The organism is Pseudomonas vanderleydeniana (assembly GCF_014268755.2).
GTDB classification, from domain to species: Bacteria; Pseudomonadota; Gammaproteobacteria; order Pseudomonadales; family Pseudomonadaceae; genus Aquipseudomonas; species Aquipseudomonas vanderleydeniana.
The window spans coordinates 3,507,260-3,522,114 of sequence record NZ_CP077093.1; the positions used below are offsets into that span (position 1 = coordinate 3,507,260).

Here is a 14,855-nt window from a genome sequence, read left to right on the forward strand (position 1 = left end):
CAAGGGTTGGATAAGTATCCAACTTTGTGGGCAGTCCTTTTTTGTGGCAGCCGGCTTGCTGGCGATAGCGGTACGACTGCCTCCACTGAAAGCGGTGGATGGCCGCCTTCGGCGGATCGACAGCAAGCCGGCTCTCACAGGGCAGCGCGGCGGGCGTGGGATGGTGTGTATCGTTAGAAGCGGCTGGTGACGCTCAAGCCGACGGTACGGGGATCGCCATAGGTGACGACGTACTGCCCGGCGGTACCGTTGGGCCGGCCATGGACCTGGTAGCGGCGGTCGGTGACGTTGTCGATGAAGCCGGTAACGCTGAGCTTTTCATCCGGGCTGTACCAGGTCAGCCGGGTGTTGGCCAGGGTGTAGTGCGGCTGGCTGAGCAGTTTGTCGGCGCTGCTCTGGCGGTCTGCCAGGAAGTACTCCTTGTCGCGGTAGCTGACATCACCGCTGGCCACCAGCTTGCCGCCGATCGCCAGCGGGAAGGTGTAGTCGGCGCCCAGCGAGACCACATTGCGCGGCGAACGGACGAAGCTGTTGCCGCTGTAGTCGCCAGTGACTGCGCCGGTAGTGGGGTTGATGTTCTTGAAGTCGGTGTATTCGGTATCCAGGAACGAGACAGCGGCGCGCAGGTGCAGGTAATCGGTGGGCTGGCCCTCGAGCTCCAGTTCAGCACCCTTGACCTTGCCCTTGGCGCCGTTGGTCAGTGCGGTAGTGAGCACGCCGTTGTTGACGGTCAGCAGGTTGACCTGGATATCCGAGTAGTCGTAGTAGAAAACGTTGGCGTTGGCCGTGAGCCGGTGGTTGAACCACTCGGACTTGAGGCCGAGTTCGTAGGCGTCGAGCTGTTCCGGATCGACCGTGGTCAGTTGCGACAGGCTCGTGGACAGCCCAGTGTTGAAACCACCGGAGCGGAAACCGTGGGCATAGCGCAAGAACACCCGGACGTTGTCGTTGATCCGGTATTCGGGGGTCAGGTCGTAGGTCCAGGCTTCCCAGGTCTTGTCTTCCTGGCGATTGCCATTGGTAGCGGTGCCCGCCAGCGGGATCAGCGGGCCGTTGGCCGTGGCGCGGGTCAATTGAGTCAGGTCGAGGTCGATGTCTTTCTTTTCCTGGGTCCAGCGCAGGCCGCCGGTCACGCTGAAGTTGTCGGTGAAGTCGTAGGTCAGGTTGCCGAACAGCGCGTAGCTGTCGGTCTTGTGGGTGTAATTGAGGTTGCGCACATCCGTGACACCGCCGGTCTGGTTCGAACCCGTGCCATTGGGCGTCGTGCCGGGTGTGATGATTCGTGAGCCGTTGCTGTCGAGGTCCTCGTGGAAGTAGTGGGCACCGGCCAGCCAGCGCAGTGTTTCCTGCTGCGGCGAGGCCAGGCGTATTTCCTGGGAGTACTGGCGGTAGGCATTGTCGCTGTAACTGGTGCCGTTCACCTCGTAGGGGGTGTAGTCGGCGTCGCTGGTGGAGCGACCGCGAATATAGTCGTAGGCGCTGATCGAGGTCAGGGTGTAGTCGCCCAGGTGCCAGTTGAGGGTCAGCGAAGTGCCGTCATGGTCGAGGCGGGAGTCGTCATCGACGTTCTGGTCGACATTGCGTCCGGACGGGCGCTGGTAACCGACGTTGTAGTAGCGGCCAATCGGCAACGTGCCATTGGCGCCGTCGCCCTTGTATTCGCGGCTGTGGATCTTCAGCAGGGCATCCAGGTCGGGGTTGAGCTTGGCCAGGAACTGCAAGCGAATGGCCTTCTTGTTCACGTCGCCATAGGTCGAGTCGTCGAAGCGGTTGTTCTGGAAGCCGTCGCGCTCTTCGGAATAGAGCGAGACTCGTGCTGCCAGACGGTCCTCCACCAGGGCGCCGCCGATGGCGCCGGTCAGGATACGATCGTTCCTGCTGCCGATGCCGAGGGTGGCGAAACCGTCGGTGTCGAAGGTCGGCTTCTTCGAAATGATGTTTACCGCACCGGCCGTGGTGTTCTTGCCGTACAGCGTGCCTTGCGGGCCACGCAGGACCTCGATGCGCTCCAGGTCGAACAGCGGGCCGCCGCCAGCGATCGGTGCATTGAGGTACACGTCATCGGCGTAGATACCTACCGGAAAGACCGTCGCCGCACCGGTATCGCCGGTACCCAGGCCGCGGATGTACCAACGCGGACGGGCATCGCCATCCGGGTTCTTGGCCGAGACGTTGGGAATGAAGGTGGTAATGTCGCGCAGGTTGCGCGCGCCATCGGCGATCAGGTTGCTACCCTGGACCGCCGACACGGCCACCGGAACCTCTTGCAGGGTTTCCTCGCGGTGTTGGGCAGTGACGGTCACGGCTTTCAGGACCGGCTCGCTGGAGGTATTGGCCGCTTCATTGTCGGTGTTTTCTGCCGCCAGCGAAACTTCGTTGAACGTGCCGCCGGCGAGGGCCAGTGTGAGCCATAGGCTTCGGCTGATTGGATTAAGTGTGTGCATCAAGTCTCTCCCCCTTGAAAGTATTGCTGAAGGGGCTTGAGCAGGGAGCGTGCCAAGAATATTGGCTGTAGGTTTTTTTGTTGTTTAGTGTCTCTAATTACTTGAAAAACAAAGGATATATTTTATTTTTTAACGTTATGGAAAGTTATGTTTCGAGCAAATGCCAAGTGCTTTGAAAGCAACTGAAGTGAGTTGCCGGGGATTCAGCAGAAGTTGCTTGGTAGGTGCTGCTGCAGCAGCAGTGGCTGCGATGGTGAGTGTTGCTGGGCAAGCAGTTGCGCTTGGGGGAAGAGTGAGGCTTACATGGTTATCGCCAGTCAGCGGAGCATCGCTGCGCTGGCTGGCGATTACGCCCGAATGAACAACAGGGTTTTCAGACCGCTACCCGGGACGTCGATCCGATCACTTTCTCCAGGACACGGAAGTCGATCCACTCGCGTACGTCGAAACGCCGCGGAATGAATGCCCAGCGATGCAGGAAATCGGTGAAGTCCTGCAGGGCCTCGATCGAGCGCGCATCAAGAGTCGTGCGCAGGCGTCGGTGCGCATCCTCGCCGTAGGCGGCCGATACCCAGTATTCGCTGGTATTCAACTCGCGGGCGAGAAAGCGTCGGGTTTCTTCCGGATTGGCCCAGGCCCATTGCTCGGTGCGCAGCACGGTATCGACGATCTTCACGCTGGCATCGAAGTGCTCCTCCAGCAGATGGGTATCCACGGTCAGGGTCCGTGGCGTGCCGTTGTTCGAGCGGATCAGCGGGTCCGGGTGCGAGCCGGTGTCCACCACCACATGCAGGCCGAATTCATTGGCCAGGTGCACGGCATGGGCACCCTTGAGGAAGATCGCATCGATGTCGCCACGCAGCAGACCGATCAGCTCGTTGTTGCGGCGGCTGTAGTGAATGACCCCGAGGCTGATCTGCGAGCCATGGACGTAGGCCTTGGGATGGTCGCTGTAGGTGCCACCATAGGGATAGTCCACCAGCTCGACATCACTGACGCTCAACCCTTCGAGCTTGAGGGCGTTCTCGAGCCCGCGCAGGGCCTGGGCACGAGTGAAGTCGATCTGTACATTGGCCCATTTCGGCACGCCAAAGCGCCGGTTCTTCAGGTCGCGAACAGTTCTGACGCCGCTTTCCGCAGTGGTCAGGATCAGTTGCACCTCATCGGTCCACGACAGACCCAGCACCCGCGTCTGCACGCCGCTGGAGTAGGCCCAGATGGCCGGGATGTTGCCGCCGTGGCGCACCGAGTTCTGCAGGTGATGATCGTAGTGCGCCTCGCGAACCTCCCTTTCGCTGGACTCGCGCAGGGACTGGATGTTAGTGCCCCAGGGCTGAAAAGCCTCGGCCAGGCGCCCGGATTGCACGGCGATGCCAAGCCCCGTGGGGACCGGGCTATGGGTGTACCAGAGCGTATCGAGTGGTTTGCTCATAAAAGCCTTCAGTTCGAATCCATGAAGCCTGATGGTCAACCTGCCAGCGCGGCAGGGGTTTGCAGCAGCGACTCCAGTGGCCGGTGGTCGATCCAGTCACGTACGTCGAAGCTCTTGGGAATGAAGCGCCAGCGATGCAGGAAACCGGTGAAGTCCTGCAGGGCCGCGATAGCCTGCTCATCCAGCCCGGTACGCAGGCGTAGGTGGGCATCGTCGCCGTAGGCGGCATTGACCCAGTATTCGCTGCTGTTGGTTTCCCTGGCGAGGTAGCGACGGGTGTCTTCCGGATGGGTATGGGCCCAGCGCTCGGCGCGCAGCACCGAGTCGAGAATGCCCCGGGCGACGTCGAAATGCTGTTCCAGCAGGTTCAGGTCCACGGCCAGGGTGCGCGGAGTGCCGTTGTTGCTGCGAATCAGGGGTTCAGGGTGGGCGCCGGTGTCGATCACCGTGTGCAGGCCGAATTCATGGGCATGACGGGCAGCGCTGGCGCCCTTGAGGAAAATCGCATCGACTTCGCCACGCAGCAGACCCAGCAGTTCCAGGTTGCGGCCCTCGCTCTGCCGGCCATTGACCGGTGTACCGGCAACCGTAAGCACCTGTGACTCGCTGAAGGTGCCACCATAGGTGTAGTTGACCACCTGCACGTCGCCGACCTGCAGGCCCTCGAGCTTGAGGGCGTTCTCCAGGCCACGCAGGGCCTGGGCACGGGTGAAGTCGATCTGCACACTGGCCCAGTCCGGCAGGCCGAATGTGCGGCCCTTGAGATCCTTGACGGTCTTGATGCCGCTGTCCGGGCGGGTCAGGATCAACTGCACCTCGTCGGCCCAGGACAGGCCGATCACCCGGGTTTCGCGACCCTGGGCCCTGGCCCAGATGGCCGGGATGTTACCGCCATGGCGTACCGAGTTGCGCAGGGTGTGGTCGAAGTGCGATTCGCGCACGGCCTTGTCGCTGGACTCGCGCAGGGACTGCACTTCGGTGCCGAGGGCGCCGACGGTCTCCTGTAGCCAGCCCTTCTGTACGGCAATGCCGAGTCCGGTCGGGACCGGGCAGCGGGTGTACCAGAGCGTGTCGAGAGGTTGAGGCATGTTCTTGGCTCCGCAGCGCTCAGGCGCTGGCTTTCAAGTGAGGGGCGTCGACCGTGACGGCAGGGCGTTGGTGCACCAGCGGCAGGACTTCCTGGCCGATGCGCAGGGCTTCCTCCAGATGCGGGTTGCCGGCGAGGATGAAGGTCGAGAAACCAGCATCACGGTACTCGGCCAGGCGCTCGGCGATGTTCTGGTGGCTACCGACCAGTCCGACGGTGGGGCCGGGCTTGGCCTTGGCGAAACCGGCCCACAGGTTGGGGCCGATGATCAGGTCTTCGAAACGGTCGATGTTCTGGTGGTAGGCGGTCTGGCGTGCGCCGCCGACCGAGTCCGAACCACTGGTGAAACCCTTGGCCAGGGCGCTGCCGCGACCTTCGAGTTTGTCGAACTGGCGACGCAGGTCGGCCCAGGCCTGTTCCTCGGTTTCCCGGGCGAACAGATCGACGCGCAGGCCAAAGCGCACGCTGCGGCCCTGCTTGTCCGCCAGTTCGCGTACCCGTTCGATGTGCGGCTTGAGCTTGTCGATCGGCTCGGCCCAGTTCAGGTAGACATCGGCGTGTCGGGCCGCGACGTCGAGGGCTGCGTCGGAGAACCCGGAAAAGTACACGCCTGGCTTGCGTTCATCGTGCAGGCCGGGGGGCAGGGAACCGTTCTCCAGTTGATAGATATCACCGTCGTAGGAGAAGTGCTCGTTGTCCCACAGGCCCTGGATGATGTCGAGGAATTCGCCGGTGCGCCTGTAGCGCAGGTCGTGTTCGAGAAAGTCGCCGTGGGCGCGCTGGCTGGCCGGATTACCGCCGGTGATGATGTTCCAGTCCAGGCGGCCGCGACTGAGGTTCTGCAGGATGGCTGCCTGCTGCGCCGCATAGGCTGGCAGGGTCCAGGTGGCCTGGAAGGCGATCAGGAAACGGATGCGACGGGTTTCCCGGGCCAGCGCGGCGGCGGCGATCCATGGCTCGGGGCCGGTGGGCAACAGGGCGCCTTCGAAACCCGCCAGTTCGGCGGCCTTGGCTACCTGGGCGATGTAGTCGATGTAGGTGAAGTCGTCAGGCTCGCCATTGGGCAGGCGGCCAGGGGCGATATGGCCTGGACGATGATGGGCGCTGCCGCGGTTGTGCTTGTCGGTGCTCAACTGCGGGCCGTCGGTGCCCAGTGGCAGGCGCCAGAAAAATTCAGTGCTCATGGGTGCTCCCGATTCAAGTGCACGGAGGGTTGGGTACCGATCTGCAACGGCCATGCCACGTCCCTTGTGGGAGCCGGCCTGCTGGCGATGGCGAGTGCCTGGGGGGGAGGAGGGTGCTGCTGTAGCAGCACCCCTTCAGCAATGGTTGCTCTGCACGCAACAAGTCCCCAGGGGCGGCGCTGTCTCTGTGAGACCCTCTGTTTCAGACCGTTGCCATCGCGTTGCTTTCATCCATGTTCATGCCGCTTTCAGCGTTGTGCAGATAGGTCTCGTACAACGTCGCATAGGCTCCACCCTGGGCAATCAGCTGGCTGTGAGGGCCTTGCTCGACCAGCCGCCCATGACGGATCACGGCAATACGATCGGCATCGCGGATGGTTGCCAGGCGGTGGGCGATGATGATCGCCGTGCGGCCTTCGCACAGGCGCCGGAATGCCTGCTGGATACGCCGTTCGGTATGGATGTCGACTGCCGACGTCGCCTCGTCCAGCACCAGCACCGCGGGATCGGCCAGGTAGGCCCGTACCAGGCACACCAACTGCCGCTGACCATGGCTCAGGTGACTGCCCAGCGGCCCGACCTCGGTCTGGTACTGATGTGGCAGGCGCTCCAGTACCTCGTCCGCCCCCAGCTCCCGGGCTGCGGCGATCAATACCGCATCGTTGGCTTCCGGCGCCGCCAGGCGCAGGTTGTCCAGGATACTGCCGCTGAACAGTACGTTGTCCTGTAACACCACCCCAACGTTGCGCCGCAACGTCTGTTGCGCCAGTTCGCGCACATCGATGCCGTCGAGCCGCACGCTACCGCCCTGCACGTCGTAGAAACGCGTCAGTAACTGCACCAGGGTGCTTTTGCCGTGGCCGGACGGTCCGACGATCGCCAGGACCTCGCCGGCCGGGATACGCAGGTCCAGGTTGTTGATCACCGGCGATGCCCCGGCGGGGTCGTAGGCGAACCGTACCTGTTCGAAATCCACCTCGCCTCGTGCTCGGTGCAGCGGACGGGGTTCAGCCGGGTCATTGACCTGGGGGTGGGTGTCGAGCAGCAGAAATATCCGCTGTGCCGAAGCCGAGCCGGTGGCGTAGCGCTCGAACAGCTCCGAGAGTTCCTGCAAGGGGCCGAGAAACAGGAACACGTAGAACAGGCTTTCGGCGACCTGGCCGACACTCACGGTCGACTCGGCCAGTCCGTACGCGCCAACCAGCAACAGCGCGGCCATGCCTGCGGTGCTGAGCAGGGCGGTGAACGGCGCGAACCAACTGGCGCGCAAACTGCCACGAATCAACGCCTGGTTGAAGTCGACCAGCAGTTGGCGATAGCGTCGCCGGTTGCTTTCCTCGCGGGCGCACTGCTGCAACATGCGCACGCCGCTGACGCTTTCGACCAGGTGGGCAGTGAAGCGACTGCGATTTTCCGCGACCTTGGCCCAGTTGCGCTGGGAGATGCGTTTGAAACTCCAGGTCGCCAGGACCAGCAGCGGCACGGTGGCCGCCAGGCTGAGAAAGAATCGCGGATCGATGTACCACAGCATGATCGAAGCGAGGGTACAGCGCAGCAGTGCGCCCAGCAGTTCCGGCGGTCCCTGGATCAGCAGCGGCTCGAGGGCATCGACATCGCGGTCGGCGCGGGAAATGATCCGACCGGCCTTGGTCCGGTCGAAGTAGCCGACACTCAGCGCCTGGACGTGGGCAAACACCCGTACCCGCAGGTCATTGAGTACGCGGATCGCCGCGCCGCCGGCGATGAATTGCGAGATCCCGGCGAGCAGGAAGCGTCCCAGCCAGCTGGCCGCCAGGCCGAGTCCGAGGTAAAGCACCAGTTGTTCGTCCAACAGCCAGTGATCGGCGTCGCGGACCAGGCCGTGATCAAGCAGTTCACGGACGAACCAGGGCCGCAGGAACACGGTGAATACCAGCAGCAGCTCGATGCCGATGACCCCGAGGATCGCCGTGCGGATCGGCCGCAGCAGTGGCAACAGGCGGCCGAACATGCTGCGATCGAGGGCTTTTCTGGCAAGCATCTCCTCGATCTCGATATCGCTCAGGGCTTTGCCCGCGGTTGGATTAGCCATGGTCGATCCCCAGCAGGTCGCGGTAGTGTGGGTTGTGCTCGAGCAGTTCGCTGTGCGTGCCGCTGGCGCAGATCCGGCCGCCGTCGAGCAGCAGCACCCGGTCGGCCAGCAGGAGGGTGGAGAGTCTGCTGGAAATCAGCAGCACGCTGATGGGGCGGGCCTGATCGCCGCGCAGCCTGCGGATGTTGTCCAGCACCCGGCGTTCGGTCTGGGCGTCCAGCGCGCTGGTGGCGTCGTCCAGGCAGAGAATGTCGGGGGTGCCGAGCAGGGCGCGGGCCAGGCTCAGGCGCTGGCGCTGGCCTCCGGACAGGGTTACGCCGCGATCGCCCAGAGGTGTCGCCAGGCCCTGGGGCAAACGCTCCAGCACGTCCTCGGCGGCGGCCAGGCGCAGGCCTTCACGTAGTTGCTCGTCGCTGGCGTCCGGCGCACCAAGGCGCAGGTTGGCAGCCAGGGTGTCTGAAAACAGGAAGCTCTCCTGCGGCACCACATGCACTCGCCGCCGCAGCTCGGCCAGGTCCAGCTGGCGGATGTCCTGCCAACCACTGTGGTCGTTACCCAGCAGCAGACGGCCGCTGCTCACATCGCCCAGGCGTGGCAGCAGGCTGGCCAGCAGGCTCTTGCCGGTACCGGTGGCACCGACCAGGGCGACCACTTCCCCCGGCTGGAGGGTCAAGGAACAGTCATGAAGGATGTCCCGTCCGCCGCCAGGGGCACTGACACTGACCTGCTCCAGCTTCAGTCCCACGGGTGTTTCGGGCAGTCGTGCGCTGCCACTGCGAATGGCTGTTGGCTCATCCAGCAGTTGCCAGATCCGTTCGGCACTGGAGCGGGCGTCGGCGAAGGTCTGCATGACCCGGCCAATACCCTCGATGCGGAACACCAGGGTGGTGGCGATCAGCAGCGAGGTCACCAATTCGCCGATACCCAGGCGCCCGGCGGCGACCTGGTGAGCACCATAGACCAGAACCCAGACATGGCCGAGCGCAACCACTGCCTGTGGCAACGGAATGCGCGAGCTGGAATAGGCCAGGGCCTGGCGGGCCAGTTCGGCGAATACCGCCACCTGCTCGGAGAAACGACGGATGCGCCGGTGTTCGAGCGCGAACGACTTGATCACCCGGACGCCGCCAATGCCTTCGCTGAGGTCCTGGTTGACCCGATCGTAGGCGGCGCCGACGGCACGGTCCAGGCTGACCAGGCGCTCGGTCTGCAGCACGAAGATCCACAGGCCAAAGGCGGTCAGCAGCAACGGTACCAGTCCCAGCAACGGGTCGTACCAGCTCAGCAGACCGACCGCCGCCAGCACCACCAGCGGTGTTTCCACCACCTGGCGCCAGAAACTGATCAGCGCATCACGCACCTTGTCGGCATCACGGGTGGTGCGGGTGATCATTTCACCCATGCCGTGCTGCCAGTGATAGCCCAGGTGCAGGCGCTGCACCTGTTGCAGGATCCGTTCGCGCAAGCGTGTCAGCAGCTCCTGGCTCAGGACCAGAGACAGTACCCCGGCGGCATATTGCAAGGCACCACGCAGCACGGCCACGGCGAGCATCAGTCCGAACCAGTACCAGCCAAGACTGGCATCCAGGCTGCCATCGTCGTGGCGCAGTACCGCACGGCCGGCACTGACGTCGTTGACCGCGTGGCCGATCAGCCACTGCTGCCAGACCAGGCCCAGGTTGACGCTGACGAACAACGCAGCCACCAGCGCGAAACGCCAGGGCATCTCGCGATAGATCGCCAGGCTGCGGAGCAGGGGGTGTTTTTCGATCATGAATGGCTCGACAAGACAATTGCAGGTCACCCACTACGTCCTGTAGGAGCCAGCAAGCCGGTTCCTACAGGACGTAGTGGGTGGGGCAGTGGGGATTCAGCGGGTGGTGGCGCCCTGTTTTTCCTTCGCGTTGAGGATGGCGGTGTACTCGCCCGGGTCGACGCCATTGAGGTAGTAGTTGCCGACGTGGTGCAGTCGCCAGCGAATCGGGTCGTGGGTGGTATGCACCCGCGCGTTGCGCCAGAAACGGTCCAGATTCCACTTGCTCAGGGAGGCGCTGGCACCCAGCAGCGAGAAGATGTCGCTGGAGATTTTCAGCGAGGCGCTGTCGGAATGTGCCCGAGCGGTGGCCACCGAGAGGATCAGTTCGTCCTGCAATTCCTTGTTTTCCGGGTCCTGTTCATGTTGATCGAATACCCGTGCGGCATCGCGCAGCAGCGATTCGGCGGCGCGCAGGGCGACGGCGTACTCGCCGATCTGCTTGATGATGTGCGGTTCCTCGCTGGCGTGTTCGACGCCGCTCTCCACCCAGGCGCGAGCGTTGTGCTTTAGATAGTCCACCGCTGCGGCCAGGGCGCCAGCGGCGATACCGGTGTCGATGGCCGCATGCAGGATCTGCGGGAAGGTCAGGCCGGTGCGTTTCATCGGCCCCTTGCGCCGGGACACGAAGCGCTCGTCGAGTTCGATGTTGTCGAAGATCACCGTGCCGCTCACCGAGTTCTTCTGGCCGAACGCTTCCCAGTCATCGACCAGCGTCAGGCCCGGGGTGTCGCGATGCAGCAGCACACCGGCACCCCCATCGTCGCTGGCGGCAGTCAGGGAGATCCATTCGGCCAGGTACGAGCCGGTGGAGTAGAACTTGCTGCCATTGAGCACCAGCGTGCCGTCCTCGCGGCGATCGACGCGGGTCTTCAAGGCGAACTTGTTCTTGCCGCCGACTTCCGCCAGGGCATTGCCCAGGCGCTTGCCGGCCAGTACATCGGCGAACACGCGGTCGCGTACATCGTCGGGGTAGCCCGTCACTCCACGCAGCATCACGTTGTGGATCTGCAGCAACTGGCCGACGCCACCGTCGGCCACTGAAATCAGGCGTACGGTTTCGACAATGGTTTGCACCGAGGCTCCCAGGCCACCCTGGGCCTTGGGCACGCCGATGGCGGTAATGCCGCTGCTCGACAGCAATTGCGCCTGGCGCCGTGGCAACTGGCCATTTTGCCGGCTGTCGGCGGCGATCTTGGCGATTTCCCCGGCTATCTCCCGGGCGGCCTCGATGGCCTCGGCCTCACTGCGCAGCAGGCGCACCGGTGAGGACTCCTGCAGCGACAGGGTGGTGGGATGACGTTCGAGCGTACTCATGTTTGACCTCTGGCGTTTCACTGGATGAGTCCGCCTTGCCCCTGTGTGTTCTGCGCTCCCACAGGTCACAAGGCAAGGCAGTGGCATTGCCGGGCCTTGAGCAAGTTCTGCGCCAGGGACGCGAAGCGAGGCTGAAAGCCCTGTCGGGCCAGGGCTCCAGCCTCGGGAAAGGGGTTCTCCAGGAGGGCGGCTGCTGCTGGAGCAGCAATGACGCAAGGCGACTGCTCAGCCAGCAGCAGTCCCTGTGCAATGCTGCTTCGCCATCAGCAATTGATCGCCAGCGGTTTTCAGTGGATGCCCTGCAGCCCTTTGAAATAGAGGCTTTCAGCTCTTGGCACGGGCGCTGCAATGACGCCTGCAACGGCCCCTGCATCGAGTTGCACAGGCCTCGACTTGCCCAAACCCATGGAGCCACACATGACCGCTGTCGCTACCTTGTCCGAGCCTCAGGCCCGGACCGAGCTGGACCAGATCTGGTTCACCCGTTGCCCGGTGCCTACCGCTTCCGGCATTGCCTACAAACTTGGCTGGCTCAGTGAAGAGTTCGCTGTCGATGGCCTGCCGGTCTCGACCCTGCAGGAGGCCCGTCAGTTTGGCCATCACCACTACGATCACCAATTGCCGGGACTGTTTCGCGAAGGTGGCAACGTTCCGGCCCTGGCAGCCCGCGCGGCCGGTTCGCCCAGTCGGTTGATCGGCCTGACCTGGATCGAGGAATGGCAGACCATCCTGGTTCGTCCCGATTCCGGCATCAGTCGTCCCGAAGATCTCAAGGGCAAGCGCCTGGCCTTGCCGGCCTGGGGGGCCAGCCGACCGGGCAGCATCGCCCGAGCCATGAGCCTGCATGGCTACAAGGGGGCGCTGAGCCTGGCCGGGTTGGGTTTCGATGATGTCGAACTGGTGGAGGTGGCGCTGCTGGACCAGGAACTGGCCAGTGACCCGCGTGCCGGCCTGCAACGACTGTGGTCGGGGCTGGATTACCTGGCCCGTGGCGAAGTCGACGCGGTCTACGTCAAGGGCGCCTCGGCCGCTGACGCCGCACGCCGCCTGGGCTTGGTGGTGGGCATCGACCTGGACCTGATCGCCGAGCCGCGCTACCGCATCAACAATGGCACGCCACGTCCGATCACCGTGCATCAGAGCCTGCTGGACAACCATTACGACGTAGTTGTGCGTTTCCTGGCGCAAACCCTCAAGGCTGCCGAATGGGCTGCCGGCAATCGCGATGCGCTCAACAGCATTCTCGAAGACGAGACCCGCGCCGGCAGCACCGGCGTGGCCGAGGCCTATCGCGGTGATTTCCACACCACCCTGGCCCCCGATCTGTCACCACAGCGCCTGGAGTTCCTCGGTATCCAGAAAGACTTCCTGTACCTGCACGGTTTCCTCGAAAGCGATTTCGCCCTCGCCGACTGGGTCGATCCGCGCCCCCTGCAAGCTGCCCACGAACTGTTGGCCAAGCGCCGCGCCTGAAACTGGAGAACTGCCATGACTGCACTGCTCAATGAACCGTCCGTGAACGAAGCGCTGCTGGACCAGCCGCTGCAAGACTTTGTCAGCAAAGTCCTGGTGGAGGCCGAGGAGGCGTTCACCGTCTTTCGCGAAACCCACACCATCACTGCCAATGGCACCGTTGGCTTCATCGAACGGGTTCCGGGGCGTGAACTGCTGGTTTCGGTCAACTACGGCGGGCCATGGAACTACCGCAAGCCGCTACAGGCAACGGTCACCGATTTTGCCGGCAACGTGCTGCTGGGCAAGGGCAAGGGTGGCCTGGGTCGCTACACCAAGCTGTTCCAGCAGCATGCGGATATCACCACCGTCTCCCATGTGCATTCACCGTACCTCGGCGCCTGGGCGCAGACCCACCGGACCTTGCCATTCCACTACGTGCCGGTGCAGCGCTACCAGCTGGCGCGCGAGTTGCCGGTGTACATCGATCGGCGCCAGGCCGAGGTGGATTTCATTCTCGAGAAGATCACCGAAAACCCGTTCAACCTGGCGATTCTCGAAGCCAATGGGGGCTCCACCGTCTGGGGCAAACAGGGGCTGCGAGCGACGGCGGAATTCATCCTGCTGCTGGAGGAGGGCGCGCAACTGCAACTGCTGGCCGATGCCCTGGGTGGCTCGCGCCCCTACGGCCCGGGCGTACTGACCCAGCAGTGGAAAATGAGCGGATTGTACGAGCGTGCCACCGAGCTGGGCCTGGTGCCCGCGATCGACCGCCGCAACTGACTGCCGCCTTCGAGGAGGCCCCGATCCCACAGGGGCTGTGTGTTTCTGTGGGACCACTGTGATTATTCAAGGAACATGAGCATGGCCGTAAAAATTCTCTGGTACCTCACTACCCCCGATGGACCTTATCCGTGGGAGCCGGAGGGACGCTGGACAACGGATTTCGAACACCTCAAGCAACTGGCGGTGGCCAGCGACCGACTGGGCTACTACGGCTCGTTGCTGGGGTCCAGCCCGAACGAAAGCCTGGCTGTCTCGGCGGCATTGATCGACGCCACCAAACGCCTGCGTTTTCTGGTCGCGCAGCACCCGGGGGAGCTGTCGCCGGCGGTGCTGGCCAAGTGGGCACTGACGTTCGACCAGTTCTCCAATGGCCGACTGCTGTTCAACGTAGTCAACGGCAACGACGCGGGGCTGGCCACACTCGGCGTGCATTACCCGCACGACGAGCGTTATGACTTCAGCCTTGAATACTGGCGCAGCTTCCAGAGCATTTATGCCGGTGAAACCGATGGCTACGACGGCCGCTACGTGAAGCTGGCGCCACGCTCGCCGGGTGCGGCCGGTCATCCACTCGGCGGCTGGCACCCACCCAGGCAGAAACCCGGTATTGCGCTATGGGGTGCAGGCACGTCGGCGCCGGGAGTGGCTCACTCGGTGCAACTGCTCGACGTCTACCTGAGTTTCGCCAACACACCGCCGGCGCTGGGCGAGAAGTTTCGCAAAGTGGCCGCCGAGGCGGCGAAGATCGGTCGTGAGCTGACCTTCGGTACGCGCTTGCAGATCATCGTCCGCGAAACCGAGGAAGAAGCCTGGGCTCACGCGGAAAAGCTGCTGCAACGCACCTCGCTGCAAACGGCACGGGCATCCCTCGAGCGACAGTTGCCGCCGGGCGTGACCCTGGAAAACTTCCACAGCGACGATCCACAGGTCCAGCGCAACGTCGAGAGTATTCGCGCCGGGCGCCTGCCCAAGGCCCGCGACCTGGAGATCTACCCCAACGTCTGGCTCGGGCCGAGCCTGTTCGGTTTCAACATTCTCGGCCCGGCTGCCGGTACTTACCTGGTAGGCAGTGCAGAACAGGTTGCCGAGCGGATCCGCGAGTACGAGGCCCAGGGCACATCGGCCTTCATCCTCTCCGGCTTTCCATTGATCGATGAAGCTCACCGTGTCGCCGACCTGCTGTTCCCTCTGCTCGACCTGGATCACGGCTTCGAAGTCCCTCGCCTGGGTGTGAACCCCCCGGCAGCACTGGCCGAAACGGTCTGAGGA

At 63.6% G+C, this 14,855-nt stretch carries 10 protein-coding genes; 3 read left to right on the forward strand and 7 right to left on the reverse strand.

Annotated elements, in window-relative coordinates:
- Positions 1–173 precede the first annotated feature (173 nt).
- From HU752_RS15995 to HU752_RS16025, 7 genes are all read right to left on the reverse strand, one after another.
- Positions 174–2,444 carry a TonB-dependent receptor gene (locus HU752_RS15995; protein ID WP_186676610.1) on the reverse strand — a complete coding sequence of 757 codons (2,271 nt, stop codon included), beginning with the start codon at positions 2,442–2,444 and terminating at the stop codon, positions 174–176.
- A 373-nt stretch (positions 2,445–2,817) separates the two neighbouring features.
- Positions 2,818–3,876 (reverse strand): ABC transporter substrate-binding protein, encoded by a 1,059-nt coding sequence (locus tag HU752_RS16000; RefSeq protein WP_186676609.1) that lies wholly within the window; start codon positions 3,874–3,876, stop codon positions 2,818–2,820.
- A 35-nt stretch (positions 3,877–3,911) separates the two neighbouring features.
- Positions 3,912–4,964: an ABC transporter substrate-binding protein gene (locus HU752_RS16005; RefSeq protein WP_186676606.1), complete on the reverse strand. Its 1,053-nt coding sequence runs from the start codon at positions 4,962–4,964 to the stop codon at positions 3,912–3,914.
- A 19-nt stretch (positions 4,965–4,983) separates the two neighbouring features.
- A complete protein-coding gene (locus tag HU752_RS16010) occupies positions 4,984–6,147 on the reverse strand; it encodes an LLM class flavin-dependent oxidoreductase (RefSeq protein ID WP_186676604.1) in 1,164 nt (387 codons plus the stop codon).
- 202 nt (positions 6,148–6,349) lie between these two features.
- Positions 6,350–8,218 carry an ABC transporter ATP-binding protein gene (locus HU752_RS16015; RefSeq protein WP_186676603.1) on the reverse strand — a complete coding sequence of 623 codons (1,869 nt, stop codon included), beginning with the start codon at positions 8,216–8,218 and terminating at the stop codon, positions 6,350–6,352.
- The gene (locus tag HU752_RS16020; protein ID WP_186676602.1) at positions 8,211–9,992 is read right to left on the reverse strand and encodes an ABC transporter ATP-binding protein; all 1,782 of its coding nucleotides are present in this window, start codon (positions 9,990–9,992) and stop codon (positions 8,211–8,213) included. The genes HU752_RS16015 and HU752_RS16020 overlap by 8 nt, the downstream gene beginning before the upstream one ends.
- Positions 9,993–10,088: 96 nt before the next feature.
- A complete protein-coding gene (locus tag HU752_RS16025) occupies positions 10,089–11,348 on the reverse strand; it encodes an acyl-CoA dehydrogenase family protein (protein WP_186676601.1) in 1,260 nt (419 codons plus the stop codon).
- Positions 11,349–11,765: 417 nt separating this feature from the next.
- Here HU752_RS16025 and HU752_RS16030 point away from each other — a divergent pair, with 417 nt between their 5' ends.
- From HU752_RS16030 to HU752_RS16040, 3 genes are all read left to right on the forward strand, one after another.
- Positions 11,766–12,821 carry an ABC transporter substrate-binding protein gene (locus tag HU752_RS16030; RefSeq protein WP_186676599.1) on the forward strand — a complete coding sequence of 352 codons (1,056 nt, stop codon included), beginning with the start codon at positions 11,766–11,768 and terminating at the stop codon, positions 12,819–12,821.
- Between the two features lie 15 nt (positions 12,822–12,836).
- Positions 12,837–13,583 carry a class II aldolase/adducin family protein gene (locus HU752_RS16035; RefSeq protein ID WP_186676597.1) on the forward strand — a complete coding sequence of 249 codons (747 nt, stop codon included), beginning with the start codon at positions 12,837–12,839 and terminating at the stop codon, positions 13,581–13,583.
- 81 nt (positions 13,584–13,664) lie between these two features.
- Entirely contained in the window at positions 13,665–14,852 is a 1,188-nt protein-coding gene (locus HU752_RS16040) for an LLM class flavin-dependent oxidoreductase (RefSeq protein ID WP_186676595.1), read from the forward strand.
- The last annotated feature ends 3 nt before the right edge of the window (positions 14,853–14,855 follow it).